The sequence below is a fragment of the Novosphingobium sp. 18050 genome (assembly GCF_902706195.1).
Classification (GTDB): domain Bacteria; phylum Pseudomonadota; class Alphaproteobacteria; order Sphingomonadales; family Sphingomonadaceae; genus Novosphingobium.
In genome coordinates, this window is record NZ_CACSJO010000015.1 from 45,742 (window position 1) to 67,319 (window position 21,578).

Below are 21,578 nucleotides of genomic sequence, written 5' to 3' on the forward strand. Positions count from 1 at the left end.
CATCCCTAATTACCTGCCGCTTGACATATATCTATATTGAACATAAGTAAAGTTTATCTTGCATATAAGGCTTATTCGATGACGGAATCCCAGTTCCTCGAAGAGTATGATCCCGCTGCCTACGAAAGGCCATCGGTCACTGTCGATCTCGTCCTGATAGGACTGCGCGGCGGCCGTCCGGCGGTGCTGCTGCAGGAACGGCGCGATCCTCCCTTTGCCGGGCGCTGGGCGCTGCCCGGCAGCTTCGTCGGCGTGGAAGAGGCATTGGAGAGCGCGGCCGTGCGGACACTTCACGAAAAGGCCCGGCTTGAAAAAGCTCATCTGGAACAGCTTTACACCTTCGGTACGGTGGACCGCGATCCTCGGATGCGGGTCATAACCGTCGTCTGGCTCGCCCTGCTGAATGAGCAGGACTTCACCGCCGCGCTGGCGGCAAACCCGGCGCTTCTGCCCGCCGCCATCGACGTAACCTGGACGGGCGAGGCAGGTGGCCCGATCAAGGTGGCGACGCCGAACGGCGCTCAAATCGACCTGGCGTTCGACCATGCCGCCATAATCGCCGTTGCCGTGCAGCGGCTGCGCGGCAAGCTGGACTATTCCGAGGTCGGCTTCGCGCTGCTGCCGGAACTGTTCACCCTGCGCCAGCTTCAGGACGTACACGAGGCGATCCTGGGCACCGCGCTAAACAAGCCCGCCTTCCGGCGGCGGATGCAGGACCGGGGCTGGCTCGCCGCTACCGGCACGCGAGAGGAAGGCACGTCCTACCGCCCCGCCGAACTCTTTCGTTACCAAAGACCGCTCTGACCTCAAAGAGGGGGCCATCATCGCCTCGACCGGGGCCGCGGGGTACACATTTCACCCGCGCCCCGTTGCCTCCACCTCGTCATCGGGTAAGGACAGTTCCATGGCCGTCACAGATCTCGCAACCCGCACTTACGACCACAATTTCCGGCTCGACCCGATAGTGCGCAGCCTTCTCGACACCGACTTCTACAAGCTGCTGATGTTGCAGATGATCCGGCACATCCATTCCGACGTGCAGGCGACCTTTTCGCTCATCAACCGCACCACCTCGGTGAAACTGGCTGAAGTGATCGACGAGGCGGAACTGCGCGCGCAGTTGGACCATGCCCGTTCCGTGCGGTTCTCCAAAAAGGAGCTGATCTGGCTGGCCGGCAACAGCTTCTACGGCAAGCAGCAGATGTTCGCGCCCGATTTCATTGCCTGGCTGGCCGAGTTTCGCCTCCCGGCCTATGACCTGCGCAAGGTCGACGGGCAGTACGAACTGCGCTTCGACGGCCCCTGGACTCACACCACCATGTGGGAAATCCCGGCGCTGGCGATCATCAACGAGCTGCGCTCGCGCGCGGCGATGCGCGACCGGGGCAAGTTCGCGCTCGACGTGATCTACGCCCGCGCCAAAACCAAGCTGTGGGACAAGGTGGAACGGCTCCGCAAGCTGCCCGACCTCGTGATTTCGGACTTCGGCACGCGTCGCCGCCATGGCTTCCTGTGGCAGCGCTGGTGTGTCGATGCCCTGAAGGAGGGGCTGGGCAACCGCTTCATCGGCACCTCCAACGTGCTGCTGGCGATGGACGCAGACCTTGAGGCGATCGGCACCAATGCGCACGAACTGCCGATGGTCGCCGCCGCCCTCGCCGACAGCGACGAAGCGCTCCTCAACGCGCCCTATCAGGTGCTGGAGGAGTGGCAGGCCCACTACAACGGCAACCTCCTGATCGCCCTGCCCGACGCCTTCGGCACCACTGCGTTCCTGAAGAACGCGCCGGACTGGCTGGCCAACTGGACCGGCTTCCGCCCCGACAGCGCGCCCCCGATAGAGGCCGGCGAACAGATCATCCGCTGGTGGCAGGATCGCGGCGTCGACCCCGCCAAGCGGCTGCTGATCTTCTCCGACGGCATGGACATCGATACCATCGAGCAGACCTACCGCCACTTCCACGGCCGGGTGCGCATGAGCTTTGGCTGGGGCACCAACCTCACCAACGATTTTCGCGGCTGCGACCCGGACGGCGTTGCCGGTCTCGAACCGATCTCGCTCGTCTGCAAGGTGACGAGCGCGAATGGCCGCCCGGCTGTCAAACTGTCAGACAACCCGTCGAAGGCGACCGGCCTGCCCGAGCAGGTCGCGCGCTATCGCCGCGTCTTCGGCACGGCCGGCCACGTCGCCGCTCCCGTCTACGTCTGAGCGGTCTGCACGAAAACAGCATGGCCGCTCCTTTCTGACGGACCTTTCCTGCCTGCTTCCACTTCAGCTAGACCAGTCCGCGTGATCGGCGTAGCCATTCGGCTTGTTCCTCAAAAGCAGGATACGCCGGGCCATGGCAGCAAACGACACGCAACAGGCGTCCTCGCCAGCGGGCACAGACGAACGCGTTCGCCAGCGACAGGTCTGGCTGACCATCCTCATTGTTGCGTTGTCGATCTGGGTCGCGCTGGAGTTTCTGACACCGATCGCTTGGGCAGCAGTTCTCGCCATCGCACAGTGGCCCCTGTTTCGCCGTGCGCTGGCACGCTATCCCGAACGGGCGGGGCTGCTGGCTTTCGCTTTCACGGCTGCCACTGCATTGCTGGTCATCCTGCCGCTGTCGCTGGCGGCCGTGTCGTTGGCGAAGGAAAGCGATACCGCACTTGCCTGGCTCAATCACGCGCAGCAATCGGGCATCCAGATGCCGACCTGGTTGCCCGCCCTTCCCCTGCTGGGAAGCCGCCTTGCCAGTTATTGGCAGCAACATCTCGGGACGCCGCAGGCCGCGCACACTCTTCTCGGGACGGTCAGCGCCGCTTCGGTAATCAGTTGGACCCGCTCGATCGGTAGCGAAGTTGCACGGGAATCGGCCCTGTTTCTCATAACTCTCCTTGCGCTCGTATCCCTGCTGGCGCGGGGGCAGCAGATTGCCGAGAAAACCCGGGTGATCGCGATCGGCATGTTCGGCAATTTCGGCGCTGATTTCGTTCAGCGCATTGCGGGTGCAGTGCGCGCGACAGTCAACGGCACGATCATGGTGTCGGTGCTCGAAGGTTCCATCCTCGGCGTTGGCTATGCTGTCGCGGGCGTGCCCCAGCCCCTCCTCTTCGCGACGTTCACCATGATCCTCGCGCTGATCCCGTTCGGAGCCTGGGCAGCCTTTGGCCTGGCCAGCCTGATCCTGATGGGCACCGACCATATCCTGGCCGGAGGGTTGCTGTTCGCATTCGGCGCTGTCGTGATGACGGTTGGTGACAATGTCGTGCAGCCGAGCATCATCGGTAGCGCGGTGGAACTGCCATTCCTGATGGCACTTGTCGGCGCGTTTGGCGGCCTTGCCGAGATGGGGCTGGTCGGGCTTTTCGTCGGCCCTGTGATCATGGCGGCCCTGTTGCTGGTTGCCAGAGAATGGCTGGAGCAGGCACCGGTCCGTCCATCGCCGAATTAGCGCCTCACCGGGGATAAACGGCACGCCCTCTATTGGCAGCGGGCGAACGGCGGAGCGCGTTCCTGCTCTCCGCCTTCGATACCTCGTCAGAACCTTGTCTTCACCGTCACGCCATAAGTGCGGGGATCGCCGAGGGTGCCGGTGATCGAGCCGGTCGTTCCCGCCGACAGGCTGAGATAGTAGAGCTTGTTGGTCAGGTTGCGCCCCCACACCTGAATGTCGACGAGGCCATCGAGCGCCCTTACGCCAAGCCGCGCATTGACCAGCGAAAAGGCCGGGATCTGGGAATAACGCGAGAGACTGACGGTAGTGTAGAAATTCGAGCGATAGGAGTAGTCGCCGCCCGCATAGACCTCGCTGTCACGTCCGAACACCGATCCCACTTCGGAATGCGCCTCGCCGCCTGCGGAAATCGCCCACTTCGACACGCCCGGCAGGCGCCTCCCGCTCATATCGCAGGTGGACTGGCCGGTGATTTCGATAGGGCAAGGTGCATCGGCATAATTGACATATTTAGCATCGGTATAGGCACCCGAGGCGTAAAGCGAGAGCCACGGCGCAGGATTGGCGCGAAGGTCGCCCTCAAAGCCGCGTGTGCGGACTTTGCCGACATTGGTGAAGTACGAAAGGTTGTTCCGGTCCACATCGACTACCGTGGTCTGGTAATCGGCATCGTCGGTCCAGAACGCGGCGAGGTTGGCGGTCAGCCTGTTCCCGAACCAGGCGGTCTTCACGCCCAGTTCGTAGCTGTCGATCGTCTCCGGCTTGATGACCGGATCGGCCGCATAAGTGCCGGTCGTCGTGATGTTCGCCAAGTTCAGGCCGCCGAACTTGTGGCCATGCGCATAAGTCGCATAGATCAGCGAATCCGGCGTCACCTTCCAGGACAGCGTAGCGCTGCCTGAGAGGCGCCCCTCGCTGGTGCTGGCGCTGTAGTAGTTGGCGACGCCGTAACGCCCGCGAATGGTGTTCGCGGCCGTGAGCTGGGCAGCGGTCAGACCATCAAGACTGGCGCCTGTTGCGGTCTGGTCGAAATAGCCGGTCTTGGTTTCGTATGTGTAGCGAAGCCCGCCGGTAAAATCGATCGTGGGCGTGACGTGCCAGATAGCCTGTCCGAACGCCGCGTAGCTGTTCGTAACGGGCTTGGAACGACCGATGATGGTGTAGCCATTCAACGCCGCCGCCGCGGCGGTGGAATTGACGCTGGGGGCGACGAACCATGCCGCTGCGTCCTGCCCATAAGCGTTCACCGATTCAGCATCGATCGACTGCCACAGGTAATAGAGGCCCGCCACATAATCGATCTTGCGGGTGCCCTCCGAAGCAATGCGCAGTTCCTGACTGAACTGGCGCTGCTCATTGCTCTGGTGGAAGTCGGTGCCGGCATCGAGGCGGGTGGAATCGCCGTCGTTGTGCGGATACCAGTTCCATGCGCGGTAGGCGGTGACGGACGTGATCGTATTACCCGGGATCGATAGTTCCGCGATCGAGTTCACACCCCACTGGTTCATCTTGTACCGCGGATTGGCGTTGGTATCGACGATGCGCGCGCCCGGATCGACGGCGACCGGCGTATAGCCGACCCGTGCCGCGCGGTCGTAGTAATTGTTCGCGAAGACGGTGCCGTTATCATACTCGGCCATCACCCCGGTCAATACCGAGGCGGATGTCTTGGAGTGCTGACGCCCGTAATCGCCGATGAGGCGCAGCTTGAAATTGCTGGAGGGTGTAAACAGCAGTTGCCCGCGCAGGCCGAAGTCGTGGTAGTCCTGCGTATCGTCGCCATCGTAGCGGTTGGTCATGTAGCCGTCGCGGTCGGTCTTGGAGACATAGATACGTGCAGCCAGCAAATCGTCCACCAGGGCGCCGCTGGCATAGGCGTGGAGCTGCCGGAAGTTGTAGTTTCCAACCGTGATGTCGCCGCCGGCCTCAGGCTCGAAGGTAGGTGACTTGGTGGTGACGACCACGGCACCGGCCGACGTATTCTTGCCGAAGAGCGTGCCCTGCGGCCCGCGCAGGACCTCGATCCTCTCAACGTCGGAAAGGTCGAACACCGCCTGCCCCGGCCGCGCGAGGTAGACCTGATCGACATAGACGCCGACCGCCGGCTCAAGCCCGTCATTGTAGACCGAAACGTTGTTGCCAAGGCCCCGAATGTTGATGCTGGTGTTGCGCGGATTGGTCTGGGTGACGACGAGGCTGGGCGTCAACTGCTGCAAGTCACGCAAGTTGTAGGTGCGCGTGGCTGCAAGTTGTTCGCCGCCAAAAGCGTTGGCCGCGACCGGCACGTCCTGAATGCGTTCGTTGCGGCGGCGTGCGGTAACCATGATGTCCGTGCTGGCACCGCGATCGAACCCGATATCCTCCGCCGCAGCATCGTCAGCGGCGACTGTTCCATCGGCTTCGGCGGCCAGCACGGGCATGGCGGCCAGCGCAGTCGTCCCGATCAGGGCAAGCGTCGTGGCGCGCAGAATTCTCTTCATCTTCAAACCTTTTTGCGAATGCGACCATCGGCCGGGCGGCCATGAGAAATCTCAATTGAATTGGTAGAGATACTCACGTGACCGGCAACAAAGATTCTCTACCATTGAGATAGAGAATCTTTGTTGGGCGCATGCTCCTTTGCCGCCAAGCTGGTGACTTCCCTTCCAGCCACAACGGAATGCTCGTGACCCGACCCGTCAAATACCGCTCTGATCGCCCCATCAAGCGCAGGGCGGCCTTCATCGCCGCCGCCTTGATGAGCACTCTTCTGACCTCGCCGCTCGCAGCGCAGACACCCTCTGGACCGGCAGCCCCCGCCAGCGCACCGCAGGAAGCAAAGCGCCCCAACTTCCTGGTAATCGTCGCCGATGACCTTGGCTGGTCGGATCTGGGCGCATTCGGCGGCGAGATCGCCACCCCCAACCTCGACGCGCTGGCGACCAGCGGGGTGCGCTTCACCGGTTTCCACACCGCGCCCACCTGCTCGCCCACACGCTCGATGCTGTTGAGCGGGGTCGACAACCACGAGGCCGGTATCGGAACCATGGCGGAATCGCTGGGGCCGTCGCAGATCGGCCGACCGGGTTACGAAGGCTATCTCAACGACCGCGTCGCCTCGATTGCGGAACTGCTGCAGCAGGGTGGCTACCGCACGGTCATGTCCGGCAAGTGGCACCTGGGCCTCACCCCGGAACGCGGCCCCGCCGCGCGCGGGTTCGAGCGTTCGTTCGCGCTGCTCCAGGGCCTTGGCAACCACTTCGGCGGCGACCAGGACGGTGCCTGGAAGAAGGCCAAGGCCAACAGCGTCTACCGCGACGACGGGAAAATCACCCGCTTCCCCATCGGACGCTATTCAGCGGACTATTTCGCCGACCGCCTGATCGGATTCCTCGACGAAGGCGCGTCGGACGAACGCCCGTTCTTCGCCTATCTGCCATTCACTACGCCGCACTGGCCAATGCAGGCCCCGGCCGAGACGATCGCCAAGTACAAAGGGCGCTACGACGCCGGTTACGAGGCCCTTCGCCAGAAGCGCCTCGCACGGCAGAAGGAACTGGGCCTCGTCGCCCTCGACCAGCAGCCCCATGCGCCCGACGGTGTCAAACCATGGGACAGCCTGAGCCCTGAGGAGAGGGCCCTCGAAGCGCGCAAGATGGAAGTCTACGCCGCGATGGTCGACAGGATGGACCAGAACGTCGGCCGGGTGATCGCCGAACTCAAGCGCACTGGCAAATACGAGGACACCGTGATCGTCTTCCTCGCCGACAACGGTCCCGAAGGCAGCGAGATCGACGCACCGTTCCAGGTGCGCGGCGTCGCAGACGGTGCGAAGAAGCTGGGCATCGACAACCGGCTGGAGAACATCGGCAACGCCACCTCCTACGTCGGATACGGCGCCGGCTGGGCGCAGGCGAACAGTTCCCCGTCATGGCTGGTCAAGGGTTACCCGACCGAAGGCGGAACCAGGGTCACTGCTTTCGCCTCCGGCAAGGGCGTCGTCGGAGACAGGATCGCTCGTGGCTACCTCAGCGTAACCGATGTGGCGCCGACGCTGCTCGACCTTGCCGGCCTGCCGCAACCCGCCAGCTTCAAGGGCCGCCCGATCCTGCCGTTCGAGGGCAAGAGCCTTGTCGCGGTGCTGGAAAACAAGGCCACCGAAGTACGAGGCCCCGCTGAGCCTGTAGGCACGGAACTCTTCTACCGCCGCGCGCTGCGAAAGGGCGACTGGAAGGCGGTCTACATCCCCAAGACCGGCTCCACCTACCCGCGCGACGGCGCAGGTGAAGGCAAGTGGCAACTGTTCAACCTCGCCACCGACCCGGCGGAAAGCGTTGACCTCGCGGCCAGCCATGCCGACAAACTGGCGGAACTCGTGGCCGATTGGGATAGCTACGCCAAAGCCAAGGGCGTGATCCTGCCCGCTTCGCCAACAGGTAATCCGGGAACCTGAATGTTACCGCGGACCTCGCTCATCTCGCTTTCCAGCGGGCAGGGCGAGGTCCGCCCTCACAATACCTGTCACGGGTATCTGAAGACAAATGGCCGCCTGCGGAAAACCCGGGACGCTTCATCCTTCCCTTCAGTCGAGGCTGATGCTTACGTGGGGAATGTCGCCTTCGAGAACACCGTGAGGCGTTCGATAGTCAGTCACGGTGACGCCGATGTCGCGACCGACATCAAGCGTTTCCGTGTTGCCGCTGGGCATGAGAAGGCTCGAGGCGAGCCTGCCGCGTGCGAGTTCCTGCGTCCCGCTGCTGAGGATCACCTCGGCGGGGCCGGCCCGGCCTTCCACCGCGAAGCGCAGGCGCAGCTTGTTCGCCCCCTTCGGCAAAGCCGTATCAGCCTTGATGCGGATGATTTCAGCCGGGTCGGTAGAGCGTGCCCAGACAAACGTGGGACGACCCTCGTCAAGGAACAGGCTCCAGCCTCCTGAGTGACTGCCCAGCGCCAGCACCGCGCCGGAAGCGCCGTTCCTGTCCAGCACAAGATCTGCATCGACAGTGAACGAACGCCCGACCAGGCGCGGTTCGGCGGCGGTCGGCAGGCTGACGTCCTTGCCCCAGAAATCGAACTGCTTGCGCCCGCTGCCTCCCATCATGGCGGCGGTCGCCCGGCCGCGCCCTGCGGTATGGAACAGCGGATAGACGTTGTTCCGCTCCGCCTCTCGCCTCCATGTAGCGATCATCGCCTCGACGCGCGCAGGCTCCTTCGCCGCAAGGTCCGTCGACTGGCTGAAATCATGATCGAGATCGTAGAGCGACCACTGCAGCGCTGGCTTGAGGCCATTGCGGGGCGCCATCTCCCAGGAAAGTCGCCCATCCTCGCCGCTCAGAAACCAGCCATCCTGATAAAGCCCGACCTTGCCGCTCATCTCGAAGTATTGGGTGCGCGGTTTGGCCGCGTCGCACCGCGCAAGGCTGGACAGCAGGCTCTGTCCATCCATGGGCTTCTGCGCCGTGCCCAGCACCATTGTGGGCGCAGGCAGGTGCGCCGCTTCCAACACGGTCGGGGCAATATCGATCAGATGCCCGAACTGACCACATACTCCGCCGGGGTGAGCAACGTGCCCCGGCCACGAAAGGATCATGCCGTCGCGAATGCCGCCCAGCATCGAGGCATACTGTTTGCTCCAACGCAGCGGCGTATTCATCGCGAGCGCCCAGCCCGCGGCGTAATTCTCGTAGCTCGTCGGACCGCCCAGCTTGTCAATGCTGGCATGCGTGTAGACTTCGCTTTCATCATCCGCGCCCATCGCGCGCAGTTCGTTGAACGCGCCCTTTGGGCCGCCTTCCGCGCTCGACCCGTTGTCACCGATAACGAGCGCGACCAACGTGTGGCCAAGCTCACCCATGCGCTCCAGTTCGTCCAGCACGCGGCCGAACTGCTCGTCCTGATAGGCGAGCTGCGCCGCGGCGACTTCCATTCCGCGCGCGGAATATGCTTTTTCTTCGGGCGAGAGGCCGGCCCAGGCAGGGATCTCCGCGGGCCGGGGCGTCAGCCGGGTGCCCTTGGGCACGATACCCGCCGCGATTTGCCGCCGCAGGGTCTGTTCGCGCAGCTTGTCCCAGCCCTGGTCGAACTGCCCTTTGAAGCGGGCGATGTATTCAGGCGGAGCCTGATGCGGCGCATGCGTGGAACCGGGCGCATAGTAGATCATGAACGGCCTGTCGGGCGCCCCGGCCTTCTGGTTGTGGACCCAGCGGATCAGGTCGTCTGCGAGCCGCCGATCAAGCATCTTCCCGCCGTTGCCCACACCTCCTTCGTCCGGGTCCACCCGACTGGTGCCCCGGTACAGGTTGGGCGCGAACTGGTCGCTGTCACCCGCGTTGAAGCCGTAGAAGTATTCGAAGCCAAGCCCCGTCGGCCAGTTGTTGAAAGGTCCGGCCTCGCTGCGCTCGTCGGCAGGCGTATTGTGATGCTTGCCGATCATGGCAGTGCTGTACCCGTTAAGCCTTAGCACCTGCGCGATGGTGGCGGTTTCGGGCAGAATACCGCCGCCATATCCGGGAAAGCCCAGGCGCAAGTCGGAAAGGTATCCGACACCCGCGTTGTGGTGGTTGCGCCCGGTAAGCAATGCCGCGCGGCTGGGCGAGCAGATCGCGGTGGTATGGAAGCGGTTGTAACGCTGCCCCATCATCGCCAGCCGCTGGAAATTGGGAGTCGGCACCGGCCCACCGAACGTACTGGCCATCGAGAAGCCAGTGTCGTCCGACATGAACAGCAACACGTTGGGGGCGCCCTCCGGCGGCCGCACGGGTCGGAATTGCATGGGGGTGGAGTCCACGGATTCCTCGGCTATGGTGCCGGTGAACAGCGGCGCAGCGACTGGCAGCACCGTACGATCCTGGCCCAGAGCCGAGCCGCCCGTAATTATTGCCAGCGCCGCACAGGCGAACTTGAGATGGCTCTTCATGACAAGGGCTCCTTCGCTGCGGGCGCGCCGAAGGCAGCGGCGGCCATGATGATGGCATTTTCGAACTGGCGGCGGGCTTCGACGGACGGGACGCTGTCGTTATCCATGACCTGCATGGCGGTCGTGAGCATGGTCAGCACCAGACGCAGGCGTCGATGGCCCTCACCGCGGATATCCGGCGGCAGGCAGGAGACGAGCAATTGGGTGACCCGCTCCGATTGCGGATAGTCCTTGACGACGAGCCCTCGCGCCGAAGCCATGCCGGAACGCTCCAGGCCTCCCAGGAAGCGTGCGAAGCTGTGCTGGCCGTTGGCGCCGGTCTGTTCGAACAACGGCAGGGCGAAGACGGTCATCAACTCGAGGATCGTGGGCGTTCCGCCTCGGGCATCGACAACAGCCAGCAATTCCCCGCGCCGCCGATCGAGTTCGGGCAGCCGGCGGTGAAGCACGGCCTGGACCAGATCATCCTTACTACCGAAATGGTAGGCCACGACATTGGTGTTCAGCGCGCCGATGGCCGCCGCAATCTGCCGCGTGGATGTCGTTTCCAGCCCGCCGTCGGCAATCAGGCGTTCGGCTGCGTCGATCAGCGCATCGCGTGTGGCTTCTCGTCGCGGATCATTACGCTGGCGTCTGGATGTGTTCATCTTGCTCTCCCGCCGCGTATAATAAGGCGGGTGAGTTATTTTAGACAATCGACAACTCGGTTCTCGGCCATCTCACCGCATGAGCGATCATTGGTCCCTGAACACCATACTCGGCGCCCTTGCGCAGATACTTCAAATGGTTGGAGCTACACGCTGGCCGTCGATTTACCCGTCATCGTGTCATGTGCGGCGGGGCACCCGGCTCCGCCGCACATGCGTCGTCACCGCTGCGACACATCCTCGATCCGCACCGGCGCAAGGCGGGGGCTGAGGATATGCACCACCAGCAGGGCCAGCAGGTAAGCGCTCGCACAGATCGCGAAGAGCACCTCGTAGCTATGGGTCGCGTCCAGAATGTACCCGGCGAACAGAGCCATGCCCATACCGCCAAAAGCGCCCACGGTCCCGCCGATGCCGACCACCGAACCCACCGCACCGCGGGGGAACACGTCCGACGGCAGAGTATAGAGGTTCGCGGAAAACGCCTGATGCGCCGCCGTGGCTAGGCCGATCACCAGCACCGCCATCCACACGTTGTCGATGCCCTGCACGAACCAGATCGGCAGTACACAGACAGCGCAGATCAGCATCGTCACCTTGCGCGCAAAGTTCGGCGTGCGCCCGCTCTTGATGAGCTTCGAGGAAAGCCAGCCACCTGCTACACTGCCCAGATCCGAGATCAGGTAAATCGCGGCCAGCGGCAGGCCGAAAGTCTTGAGGTCTAGGTCGTAGCGGTCGAACAGGTAGCCCGGCAGCCAGAACAGGAAAAACCACCAGATCGGGTCGATAAGGAACTTGCCCAGGGCATAGGCCCAGGTTTCCTTGACCGTGAGCAAGCGGGCCCAACCGATCTGCTCGACAGGGTCGGCCGGGTCCTGCCGTATCCAGGCGAGTTCGCCGGGAGTGACGCGGGCATTTTCGCTGGGATGGCGGTAGACCATCCACCACACCGCCAGCCAGGCGATGCCGAACAGGCCGGTTACGAAGAAGGCCATGCGCCAGTCGAACCACAACACCAGCAGCGGCACCAGCAGCGGGGTGATGATGGCGCCGACGTTGGCCCCGGCGTTGAATACGCCGATGGCGAAAGCGCGCTCCTTCTGGGGGAACCAGTCGGTCACGGCGCGGATGCCGGCAGGGAAGTTACCCGATTCGCCGATACCCAGGCCAAAGCGCGCCAGTGCGAACGACACCATGCCGGTGGCGAAGCCGTGCGCCATATGGCTGACGGTCCAGATCACGATGGCGATCGTGTAACCCAGTCTTGCGCCCAGCGCGTCGACCACCTTGCCGAATGACAGGTACCCGATCGCGTAGGCGACCTGGAACCAAAACACGATGCCCGCAAAGTCGGTTTCGGACCAATGGAACTCGGCGGCGAGCGTGGGCTTCAGAACGCCGATCATCTGGCGGTCGATATAGTTGATCGCGGTGGCCGCAAACAGCAGTGCCACGACCACCCAGCGATAGCGGCCTACCTTGACCCCGGCTTTAATCGCGCCGCCTGTTTCCGCATCCATTTCCCAACTCCCGTAACGGCGGCCTTGTTATCCTGCCGTGCTCGTATCTTCTCAGGCAGGCATTGCCGCCACGATGCCGCAAGCGACGGTCCCCTGCCCCTCGAAAGTGGCGAGCACCTGCTCTCCCGGCACCACCGGGTGGACCCCCGTGACCGCACCTGTGGATACCCATGTTCCCCCCGTGCAGTCGATGCCGCGGGCAGCAAGATTGCCGAGCAGGAATCGTACCGCGCCCAGCGGCCCGTCGAGCATGGCGGCGGTGGTGTTCTCCCCCGCGACAGTCCCGTCGATCTCGAGGCGAACGACGACACTGGCAAAGTCGATTGTCTCCCAGCCGGTGAGCGCCGGCCCGACAACCATCCCGTAGTTGTTGCCATAGTCCGATACCGTCACCGGCGGCCCATCGGCGTTGATGTTCGGATAGGGTGAACTGGCAACTTCGATGCCCAGGTGTACCGCATCAAGAACGGCGCGCGTGGCGTCATCGTCCTGCGGAACGGTGCCGTCCCACCCGGCAGCGACGTGCAACAGGAATTCCGCCTCTGCGGCCGCAAAGCCTTCTGCGAAAACCGGCATCGCAGGCGCTTCACCCACGCTTACCGTCACCACGCTGTCCGTGAAAATTGGCCCCGCGAGGCGGTTGCTGGCCAAGCGCTCATCGTCAGGCGGGTTGATCTTGCCGACCTTCCATCCCGCGATCTCGCGGCCGTCCAGGGCGATGGCGAAGTCCTGGATCGTATAGCCACCGCCCAGATCGGCGGGTGCCTCGCCGGGGTAGGACGCCAGCGCACGCTTTTCGCGGCGGGCCGCTACGAAAGCCTCGGCCACTGCTCTTGCCTTATCAGTCAAACCAATCCCCATACTCAACCGCATCGGCGTTCCGCCCTGCTCCTGCGTCCGCTATGGACACCGGTGTCAAAACAGAACCCGATCGCTTCCCGCAAAACTTTCAGAGATCGCTCTCCGGATGGATCACCGCAGGCGAAGCTCGCCGGACTATCCCGAAGGCGGGAATCGGGTCTATTGCTGGACCCGATACATGCACGCCCCAAAGAATGGTAACCGGTGTCATCTTGCCTTTTGCCTCCCCCGAAGGCAAGCCGGAAAATCGCGGACGACGCGAGGTCAAAAGGACGCCGTATGGCAAAAGGGCAGAAACCTACCATCAACGACGTCGCGCGCCTTTCGGGTGTGTCGAAGAAGACGGTGAGCCGGGTCATCAACAAATCGCCGCTGCTAAACCAGGCCACGCGCGAGAAGGTCGAATCGGTCATTGCCGAACTGGAATACGTTCCCAACCCTCAGGCCCGCGCGCTGGCTCTGCGGCGCAATTTCCTGATCGGCCTGATCCACGACAACCCGAACGCCCAGATGGTGCTCGGGGTGCAGGAGGGCATTCTCGACACCATTCGCAACACCGAATTCGCGTTGGTCGTTCGTCCGGTGGACCGCCATTCGCCTTCGATGGTCGAGGATATTCGGGGCTTTATCGAGCAGCAGCGGCTCTACGGCGTGATGCTGCTGCCGCCGATTTCCGAGAACGACGAACTGGCGCAGGCCTGCCGCGATCTGGGCTGCACAGTGGTACGCATGGGCTCGGCCCGCCTCGATGACGACGCCCATCTAGTGGCCTCGAATGACCGGCAGGCGGTTAGCGACGCCGTCGCCTGGCTGGCGGAGATGGGGCACAAGCGCATCGGCTTCGTCGCGGGGCCTGAGGGGTTCCTCTCGGCCCGCGAACGCGAACTCGGCTTTGCCGAGGGCATGGCGCGCGCCGGACTGAAGCCCGACGCGAAAATCGCGGCACGCGGCAACTACCGTTTCGAATCGGGCCTCGCCGCCGGGCAGAAACTGCTCTCGGCCAAGTCCCCGCCCTCCGCGATCTTCTCCAGCAACGATGAAATGGCCGCCGGCGTGCTTCACGCTGCGCGCGAACGGGGCATGAGCGTGCCCGAAGACCTGTCGATCATCGGCTTCGACGATACCGCGATTGCTGCGCATATCTGGCCTCCCCTGACCACCGTACGCTGGCCGATCCGCGCCATGGCAGCCACGGCCGCCGCCAAGCTGACGCGCCCGGAAACGGCAGCGTCCGAACCTTCGTTCTTCCTCTCGGATCTCGTCCGCCGCGCCTCCGCCATCGAATACCTGCCCTGAATCCTTGTCCCGTCAGGCAAAGAAAGCCGATCACCATCCAGAGCGTTGACACCGGTTACCTAATGCGGATACCAAGACCGCCGAGAGCTTAACGGGAGAGTTCCAAGTGTTCTGCAAGACCTATCACGCCACCCATCCGGACATGATGGAATGCGTCTCCAACGAGGAACTGCGCGACCGCTACCTCGTCACAGGCATGTTCAAGGACGGTGAAGTCAACCTCAACTACTCGCACAACGAGCGTTTCATCATCGGCGGCGCGGTTCCGGGTGCGACCCCGCTCCCCCTGCCGCTGCAGACCGTTCCGAAGAGCGCGGAGGGCAAGTCCTTCTTCGAGCGCCGGGAAGCTGGCATCACCAACATCGGCGGACCGGGCGCGATCACCGTCGACGGCCAGCGCTTCGAGATGAAGAACAAGGAATGCCTCTACGTGCCGATGGGCACTAATGAGGTAATTTTCGAAGGCCAGGGCGCACGTTTCTACATCGCATCGGTCCCCGCTCACAAGGCGCTGCCGATCAAGCACATCACGCTGGACCAGGCCAACCCGCTGGCGCGCGGCGACCTTGCCAATTCGAACCAGCGCACGATCTACCAGCTGGTCATCCCCGGCGTCTGCGAAAGCGCCCAGCTTCTGCTCGGCCTGACCGTGCTGGAAGAAGGCTCGGTATGGAACACCATGCCCCCGCACCTTCACGATCGTCGCAGCGAGATCTACCTCTACTTCGAACTGCCCGAAGAGAACGACCGTATCTTCCACTATATGGGAGAGCCGGACCAGATGCGCCACATCATCATCGCCAACGAAGAGGCCGTCATCAGCCCGCCGTGGTCGATCCACATGGGTTCGGGCACCAAGAAGTACGCGTTCATCTGGGCCATGGGCGGGGAAAACCTCGACTATACCGACATGAACGTCCTCGACATCTGCCAGCTGCAGTAGTTCGATGGCAATCTCCTTCAGCCTCGAAGGCAAGTCTGCCCTGGTCACCGGTGCCAACACCGGGATCGGGCAGGCCATTGCCGTGGCGCTCGCACAGGCAGGCGCCGACGTTGCGGTAGCCGGCCGGTCCGAGCCGACCGAAACGCTCGACCTGATCGCGCAGACCGGCCGCAAGGCCGTCAACATCAAGGCCGACTTCTCCAGCATCGAACCCGTTCAGCGCGTCATCGAAGAGGCCGTCGCCGGTCTCGGCAAGCTGGACGTACTCGTCAATAACGCCGGCATCATCCGGCGCGACGATTTGCTCCAGTTCTCCGAAGAGGACTGGGACGCGGTAATGGACACCAACCTCAAGACGCTGTTCTTCCTGAGCCAGGCCGCCGCAAAGGGCATGGTCGAACAGGGCTGCGGCAAAATCGTCAACATCGCCTCGCTGCTCACCTTTCAGGGCGGCATCCGGGTGCCCAGCTATGCCGCGGCCAAGTCCGGCGTCAGCGGCGTAACCAAGGCGATGGCCAACGAACTCGCGCCCAGGGGCGTGCAGGTCAACGCAATCGCGCCGGGCTATATCTCGACCAACAACACGGCCGCGCTGCAAGGCGACGAAACGCGCAATCGCCAGATTCTGGAGCGTATCCCGACCGGGCGCTGGGGCAACCCGGATGACATCGCCGGCGCGGCGGTGTTCCTGGCCTCCCCCGCCTCAAACTACGTGACGGGCCACGTTCTGGCCGTCGACGGCGGCTGGCTGGCGCGCTGAGATGACCGGGCATGTCCTGTGCTTCGGCGAAGTGCTGCTCCGCTTCGCCACCCCCGCCGCCCGCCTCACCGTACAGTGCGATGCACTGGACATGGTGGTGGGCGGCGCCGAAGCGAATGTCGGCGCGGGCCTCGCCTCGCTCGGGCACGACGTCAGGATGCTGACCCGGCTGCCGTCCAGCCCGCTCGGCGACAAGGCCCGCGCGGCGCTGGGCGCAGCCGGTGTGGATACCGCCCACATCGGCCGCGCGGCAGGCCGCATGGGGCTCTACTTTCTGGAGAGCGGCGCAGGGCTCAGGCCATCGTCGATCACCTATGATCGCGCGGGCAGCGTGTTCGCAAATTCCGCGCCGGAGGATTTCGACTTCGCCTCCGCGCTTGAGGGCGCCCGGCTGCTGCACCTTTCCGGCATCACCCCGGCGCTCGGTCCCGGCGGCGTGGCGCTCGCGCAGGCCGCCGTTGCTGCGGCCAATGCTGCAGGCGTACCGATCTGCTTCGACGGCAATTACCGCGCACTGTTATGGGATGCGTGGGACAGCGATCCACGCAACATCCTGACCGACCTGATGCAATCGGCCACGGTCATGATCGGCAACCACCGCGACATATCGCTGCTCTTGGGCAAGGCTTTCTCCGGCGACGGTTCCGACCGCCGCCGCGAAGCTGCACTGGCGGCTTTCGAGGCTTTCCCCAAGCTACAACTGATCGCCTCGACCGCACGGCATATCGTCAATGCGGGGCATCACAGCATTGCCGCGCGGATCGACGCACGGGATGCAGCCCACCAGACCGCCGAAGTCGACGTGACCGGTATCGTCGACCGCATAGGCACCGGTGATGCTTTTGCTGCAGGCGTGCTGCACAAGTGGCTCGAAGGTGCGGACATCGTTTCGACGGCGCAGGCGGGGCTCGCATACACGGTTCTCAAACATACCCAACCCGGCGACATGTGTCTGATTGGGCTTGTAGAACTGGAAGCCTTTTCCGCCAGCGGAGGCGACGTAAGACGATAGGTGCCAAGGGCAGAATGCCCACTCCCTACCCCTTGTCGCAAGCGGAAGGGTAGCAGGATTTGGCACCTTGCCGTCTCGCCGCAGCCGGCTGGGTTTTCGAGCACCGCACTCGAATGGGAGGAGAGTACCATGAACGGCACCGACGCCAGGATCACCCGGCGCGCCCTCGTCAAATCCGCTGCCGCGCTGGCCGCCGCCGCGCCGGTGCCGCTCATGGCGCGCAGCGCCAAACTGCCGCGCGTCGGCCGCTACACCGGCACCGCCGAACACGGCGTCCACGCCTTCAAGGGCATCCGCTACGGCCGCGCAGCACGGTTCGCCCGTCCTGTGGCCGAGCCATGGGACGGCCCTTCTCTCAACGCCGACAAGTTCGGTGCGATCTGTCCGCAGCGCAGCATGGGCGAGGAAGCGCAATCGGAACACTGCCTGTTCCTCAACGTCTGGACAACCGACGCTAACCCGCGCGCGGGCCGGGCGGTGATGGTCTATTTCCACGGCGGCGCCTACACCACCGGATCGGTCACCGACCCGCTGACCCACGGCGCGAACCTCGCCGCCGAAGGCGATGTGGTGGTCGTGACGGTCAACCACCGACTCAATGCGCTGGGCTATGCTTGGCTCAAGCCTTTCGGCGCGCGCTATGCCGATAGCGGGAACCTCGGCCAACTGGACCTGATCCTGGCCCTGCAATGGGTGCGCGATCACATTGCAGCATTCGGCGGCGATCCCGCGCGGGTCATGGTCTTTGGTCAGTCGGGCGGCGGTGCCAAGATCGCCACCTTGATGGCCATGCCCGCCGCAAAGGGCCTGTTTCATTCCGCCGCGACGATGAGCGGGCAGCAGGTGCAGGCGAGCGGCCCGGCCCATGCATGGAGCCGCACGCAGGCATTGATGGCCGCGCTCAAACTGAAGCGGGACGATGTCGAAGGTTTGCGCACCATGTCGGTCGATCGCCTGATGGAAGGCTTGGACGCAAGCGATCCGGTGATGGGCGGCGGGCTCTATTTTGGCCCCGTTCTCGACATGACCAACCTGCCACGGCATCCCTTCTGGCCGGATGCTGCGCAGCAATCCTTGGCTGTTCCAATGATCCTGGGCAACGTGCGTGAAGAGACCCGCGCCTTCCTGAACCCGCGCGGGCCCAAACTGCAGGGACTTTCGTGGGAGAACCTTGCTTCCCGCGTCTTGCCCGAGATCAAGATCGACCTCGATCCCGTCTGGGTGATTGAGCAATATCGTAGCCACGAACCAAATTGGTCACCTGAGCAGATTTACTACGCCGCAACCACCGCCGGTCGTTCGTGGCCAGGACAAGTTATAGAAGCGGACGAACGCGCTGCTGCGGGGGCTTCAGCTACGTGGGTCTATCAGCTCGACCGCAGTTCGCCATTGGACGCTTTGCGGGGGGCTGCGCACACCGATGACATTCCCTATGTCTTCGGCACACTGGATGCGCCGGGCAGTTTTTCCGGGGTGGACGAGGCAGCGCGAAAGCTCAGTGGGGCGATGATGCGGGCCTTCACCGGCCTTGCAAAAACTGGACGACCCGGCCTGCCCGAATGGTCCGCCTATTGCCTGCCCGACCGCGCGACGATGGTGTTCGACGATACCGTGCGCGTCGAAAATGACCCCCGCCGCTGGCAGCGCGAGCTTTGGGCGACGGCACCCTACGTCCAGCCGGGAACCTGACTTTCTGGCTGACGCGAAGCGACGAGAGCAACCGGGCGCGAAGAATTGCCCGCTGGCGAGTGCGGGGTAACGCCAAGGAAAAACGCGTAAGCCGAAAGGATCATCGGGTCGGCGTCGGGGCGTCCTGTGCAAGGACGCGAGGGGGGTGGCCTTTGATGCGAACGGCCGGATAGCGGCTACGACAGCCCGGCTCGGTCCTGACGGATCGGTTCGAAACGGCAACGCGGACTCGCAAAAGCCGCCGCTTCGAAAAGGGCATCCGCGAAGCCCCCTCTTCGTGGGAGGCGGGCCAATTGCGGAAGACCTGAGTGATTTCCCCAATGAAGGGGAATCGAAGAACCGATCCGGTCGGACGCTGGTGGCGTGGTCCACGGCTTGCGCTCGCGTCCGGCCCACGGCGCCGACCCGATACACCGCCAACCCTTGTACGTCAGATCAGCGGATGGTGCGTCATATAACCTATACGGTTATATTTGTCAAGCCCACCGCTCATTCACTTCACCTTGGGCGGGTTGGGGTAAGCGATCATCAGCGCCAGTGGCTCCGCCCCTTTTTGCCAGATGCCGACTACCGCACCGCGATAGAGATAAGCCGCCATCCCCGGCCGGAGCGCGGCACGCTGGCCATCCGAGACGACTTCCCCCTCCCCGGCCGTGACGTAATAAATCTCGTCATGGTCGATGGGATGTTCGCCGATTGCCGCGCCCTTGTGCAGGACGCGGCGGCGAAATTCCATTGCGCGCGGTGCAGGCGCAGCATCGGAGATGCGATAGGCGGTGCTCATGCCGATCTCACCATGCGGAGGCGCTTCCTCGCGCACGGTGTCACGCTCGTCGATCACCGCCATCGGCGGGGCAGGTACCGCCGCCAACGGGGCCGGCGCTGCCGCCGCGAGCAACAGCACCGCGATCACTTCGCCGTCTCCTGCCGCATGGCCTTGTCGCGCTCGGAAAGTTTTTCCTGCGCGCCGGCCTTCTGGCCCGGATAACGACCAGACTTCGGCGTCATCGCCGCCATGTTCCAGTCCTTCTCGACAAAGGCCGCCCGGGTCGCTGCGGGGTGCGGATAACCGCCGACGACCTTCTCATCGTCGATAATCGCGCCGCGTCCTTCGGCCACGAAAAACAGCACGCGGATATCGTCGGGCGCACGGTCCCATGGCCGCGCGCCGACCGAAGCCATCAGGTCGGTTTCGAGATCGGCGGCGGGCCGGATGGCGAACCCGTCCAGCGATGCGAGCGGTGCGGTTTTCTCGATCAATTTCGCCTTGGTAACCCCGTAACGGCCGAACATCGGCCCCGGATTGCCCCATTTGTCGACCGCGATATTATCCCGCCCGTAATAGGCAAGGTCCCCGTCGCCGCCCAGCGCCAGGAACGGCAGGCCCGGCGCAGTGGAATTGCCCGCGCGCATCACATTGCCAACCGCCGTGATCTCGCCGGTGACGTAATCGTGCCCTGCCCATTCTAGGCTCATGAGGTTGTAGTGCACCGCGCGTTCGCCCGGATCGTAGATCATGTTGTTGATCATCAGCGCCTGCGCCCCGCCCTTTATCAGCGGCGAACGCTCCATATTGTGCGCCCAGAGGTTGCGGTAGAAAGTGATGGCGGTGGCGTTGTCGTGGATCAGCGAACCCTTGGAATGCTCACCTTTGGGGTGGCTCGCGTCGGCGAGGCCTTCTGCGAGCAGGTTTTCGCGGAACAGCACGTCGTGGCTGGTGGCCTGGCGCCAATCCTTGACCGTCTTGCCTTCGAAGCGAGGGCCCGAGGCGGACATGTTCTCGTCGATCGCCCAGAAGAAACTGCAATGATCGATCAGCACGTTGTGCGCGGCGACGGTGGAAAAGGCATCGGCCTCCCAGCCCGAAAGCTTGGGCTGCCCGTCCACCCCGGTCATCACCCGCAAGTGGCTGATGATGACGTCGTGGCCCTTCAGGTCGATGCCGCCGCGAATGATCGTCACGCCCGGCGAAGGCGCTGTCTGGCCGGCGATCGTGAGGTAAGGTTCGGATATTTCCAGCACCGACCGCTCAAGGTCGATCACGCCGCCCACCTCGAAGACGACGATGCGCTTGCCCTTGGCCTCGATAGCTTCCTTGAACGAGCCGGGACCGTCCTTCGCCAGAGTGGTGACGCGAATGATTCGCCCCCCTTCGCCGCCGCGAGTCGGCTCGACTGAAGCGGTGGCGGCGACCGCCGCCGGCGCAGCAAATGCTGCGTGCGGCACGGCCGAGAACATGAGAACTGTAGGAAGGAACTGGCCTGCCAGCCTGCGAATTTTCACTTTGCATCTCCCAATGGCAGTGGTTCTTGACAGGGCGTTCTCCCTGCGGCAACTATTCATGACACCGGTTACCAAAGCTCGCAAGGATGAACTTGGGAACGGTCGGGCGATCTTGGAGGGTCGTCCGCGATGCCCCGCAAGGGGCAAGGGAGTTGTGTTGCCGGATAGGATGCGTAGCCATTGCGCGCATCATTGACACCGGTATCATTCGGTCCGTAGAGGCCGTGGAGGG

Annotated in this window: 16 protein-coding genes; 9 read left to right on the forward strand and 7 right to left on the reverse strand. The window is 63.7% G+C overall.

Annotated elements, in window-relative coordinates:
• The first annotated feature begins 78 nt into the window (after positions 1-78).
• The 3 genes from GVL61_RS15185 (at position 79) to GVL61_RS15195 (ending at position 3,437) form a co-directional block, all read left to right on the forward strand.
• Complete coding sequence (locus GVL61_RS15185; RefSeq protein WP_159981502.1) at positions 79-804, forward strand: NUDIX domain-containing protein; 726 nt, start codon at positions 79-81, stop codon at positions 802-804.
• Positions 805-904: 100 nt separating this feature from the next.
• A complete protein-coding gene (pncB, locus tag GVL61_RS15190; protein WP_159981503.1) occupies positions 905-2,209 on the forward strand; it encodes a nicotinate phosphoribosyltransferase in 1,305 nt (434 codons plus the stop codon).
• Between the two features lie 133 nt (positions 2,210-2,342).
• Entirely contained in the window at positions 2,343-3,437 is a 1,095-nt protein-coding gene (locus tag GVL61_RS15195) for an AI-2E family transporter (RefSeq protein ID WP_159981504.1), read from the forward strand.
• A gap of 86 nt (positions 3,438-3,523) precedes the next feature.
• Here GVL61_RS15195 and GVL61_RS15200 read toward each other — a convergent pair whose 3' ends face one another.
• On the reverse strand, positions 3,524-5,920 hold the full coding sequence (locus tag GVL61_RS15200; protein ID WP_159981505.1) for a TonB-dependent receptor: 2,397 nt from the start codon (positions 5,918-5,920) through the stop codon (positions 3,524-3,526).
• A gap of 257 nt (positions 5,921-6,177) precedes the next feature.
• On the opposite strand from GVL61_RS15200, the gene GVL61_RS15205 reads away from it, so the two are divergent.
• A complete protein-coding gene (locus tag GVL61_RS15205; protein WP_159981565.1) occupies positions 6,178-7,872 on the forward strand; it encodes an arylsulfatase in 1,695 nt (564 codons plus the stop codon).
• A 129-nt stretch (positions 7,873-8,001) separates the two neighbouring features.
• Here GVL61_RS15205 and GVL61_RS15210 read toward each other — a convergent pair whose 3' ends face one another.
• The 4 genes from GVL61_RS15210 to GVL61_RS15225 all read right to left on the reverse strand — a co-directional run bounded on the left by GVL61_RS15210 (position 8,002) and on the right by GVL61_RS15225 (position 13,363).
• Complete coding sequence (locus GVL61_RS15210; protein ID WP_159981506.1) at positions 8,002-10,335, reverse strand: arylsulfatase; 2,334 nt, start codon at positions 10,333-10,335, stop codon at positions 8,002-8,004.
• On the reverse strand, positions 10,332-10,982 hold the full coding sequence (locus GVL61_RS15215) for a TetR/AcrR family transcriptional regulator (RefSeq protein WP_159981507.1): 651 nt from the start codon (positions 10,980-10,982) through the stop codon (positions 10,332-10,334). The genes GVL61_RS15210 and GVL61_RS15215 overlap by 4 nt, the downstream gene beginning before the upstream one ends.
• A gap of 221 nt (positions 10,983-11,203) precedes the next feature.
• Positions 11,204-12,502 carry an MFS transporter gene (locus GVL61_RS15220; RefSeq protein ID WP_159981508.1) on the reverse strand — a complete coding sequence of 433 codons (1,299 nt, stop codon included), beginning with the start codon at positions 12,500-12,502 and terminating at the stop codon, positions 11,204-11,206.
• A 51-nt stretch (positions 12,503-12,553) separates the two neighbouring features.
• The gene (locus GVL61_RS15225; RefSeq protein WP_200844801.1) at positions 12,554-13,363 is read right to left on the reverse strand and encodes a 2-keto-4-pentenoate hydratase; all 810 of its coding nucleotides are present in this window, start codon (positions 13,361-13,363) and stop codon (positions 12,554-12,556) included.
• A gap of 279 nt (positions 13,364-13,642) precedes the next feature.
• On the opposite strand from GVL61_RS15225, the gene GVL61_RS15230 reads away from it, so the two are divergent.
• From GVL61_RS15230 to GVL61_RS15250, 5 genes are all read left to right on the forward strand, one after another.
• Positions 13,643-14,659 (forward strand): LacI family DNA-binding transcriptional regulator, encoded by a 1,017-nt coding sequence (locus tag GVL61_RS15230; protein WP_159981510.1) that lies wholly within the window; start codon positions 13,643-13,645, stop codon positions 14,657-14,659.
• A 106-nt stretch (positions 14,660-14,765) separates the two neighbouring features.
• Complete coding sequence (kduI, locus tag GVL61_RS15235; RefSeq protein ID WP_159981511.1) at positions 14,766-15,602, forward strand: 5-dehydro-4-deoxy-D-glucuronate isomerase; 837 nt, start codon at positions 14,766-14,768, stop codon at positions 15,600-15,602.
• A 4-nt stretch (positions 15,603-15,606) separates the two neighbouring features.
• Entirely contained in the window at positions 15,607-16,362 is a 756-nt protein-coding gene (gene kduD / locus GVL61_RS15240) for a 2-dehydro-3-deoxy-D-gluconate 5-dehydrogenase KduD (protein ID WP_159981512.1), read from the forward strand.
• Between the two features lies 1 nt (position 16,363).
• Positions 16,364-17,374: a sugar kinase gene (locus GVL61_RS15245; RefSeq protein ID WP_159981513.1), complete on the forward strand. Its 1,011-nt coding sequence runs from the start codon at positions 16,364-16,366 to the stop codon at positions 17,372-17,374.
• 129 nt (positions 17,375-17,503) lie between these two features.
• Positions 17,504-19,063, forward strand: coding sequence for a carboxylesterase/lipase family protein (locus tag GVL61_RS15250; RefSeq protein WP_159981514.1), 1,560 nt, complete (start codon positions 17,504-17,506; stop codon positions 19,061-19,063).
• A gap of 493 nt (positions 19,064-19,556) precedes the next feature.
• Here the strand turns inward: GVL61_RS15250 and GVL61_RS15255 are convergent, their stop codons facing one another.
• Together GVL61_RS15255 and GVL61_RS15260 are read right to left on the reverse strand one after the other, a co-directional pair.
• Positions 19,557-19,976: a cupin domain-containing protein gene (locus GVL61_RS15255; protein WP_159981515.1), complete on the reverse strand. Its 420-nt coding sequence runs from the start codon at positions 19,974-19,976 to the stop codon at positions 19,557-19,559.
• Positions 19,973-21,346 carry a polysaccharide lyase family 1 protein gene (locus tag GVL61_RS15260; protein ID WP_159981516.1) on the reverse strand — a complete coding sequence of 458 codons (1,374 nt, stop codon included), beginning with the start codon at positions 21,344-21,346 and terminating at the stop codon, positions 19,973-19,975. Before GVL61_RS15260 ends, GVL61_RS15255 begins: the two co-directional genes overlap by 4 nt.
• Positions 21,347-21,578: the final 232 nt, after the last annotated feature.

Coding starts and splice junctions, on each gene's coding strand:
- GVL61_RS15185 (WP_159981502.1), top strand. CDS start 79: ATGACGGAATCCCAGTTCCTCGAAGAGTATGATCCCGCTGCCTACGAA.
- pncB (WP_159981503.1), top strand. CDS start 905: ATGGCCGTCACAGATCTCGCAACCCGCACTTACGACCACAATTTCCGG.
- GVL61_RS15195 (WP_159981504.1), top strand. CDS start 2,343: ATGGCAGCAAACGACACGCAACAGGCGTCCTCGCCAGCGGGCACAGAC.
- GVL61_RS15200 (WP_159981505.1), bottom strand. CDS start 5,920: ATGAAGAGAATTCTGCGCGCCACGACGCTTGCCCTGATCGGGACGACT.
- GVL61_RS15205 (WP_159981565.1), top strand. CDS start 6,178: ATGAGCACTCTTCTGACCTCGCCGCTCGCAGCGCAGACACCCTCTGGA.
- GVL61_RS15210 (WP_159981506.1), bottom strand. CDS start 10,335: ATGAAGAGCCATCTCAAGTTCGCCTGTGCGGCGCTGGCAATAATTACG.
- GVL61_RS15215 (WP_159981507.1), bottom strand. CDS start 10,982: ATGAACACATCCAGACGCCAGCGTAATGATCCGCGACGAGAAGCCACA.
- GVL61_RS15220 (WP_159981508.1), bottom strand. CDS start 12,502: ATGGATGCGGAAACAGGCGGCGCGATTAAAGCCGGGGTCAAGGTAGGC.
- GVL61_RS15225 (WP_200844801.1), bottom strand. CDS start 13,363: ATGGGGATTGGTTTGACTGATAAGGCAAGAGCAGTGGCCGAGGCTTTC.
- GVL61_RS15230 (WP_159981510.1), top strand. CDS start 13,643: ATGGCAAAAGGGCAGAAACCTACCATCAACGACGTCGCGCGCCTTTCG.
- kduD (WP_159981512.1), top strand. CDS start 15,607: ATGGCAATCTCCTTCAGCCTCGAAGGCAAGTCTGCCCTGGTCACCGGT.
- GVL61_RS15245 (WP_159981513.1), top strand. CDS start 16,364: ATGACCGGGCATGTCCTGTGCTTCGGCGAAGTGCTGCTCCGCTTCGCC.
- GVL61_RS15250 (WP_159981514.1), top strand. CDS start 17,504: ATGAACGGCACCGACGCCAGGATCACCCGGCGCGCCCTCGTCAAATCC.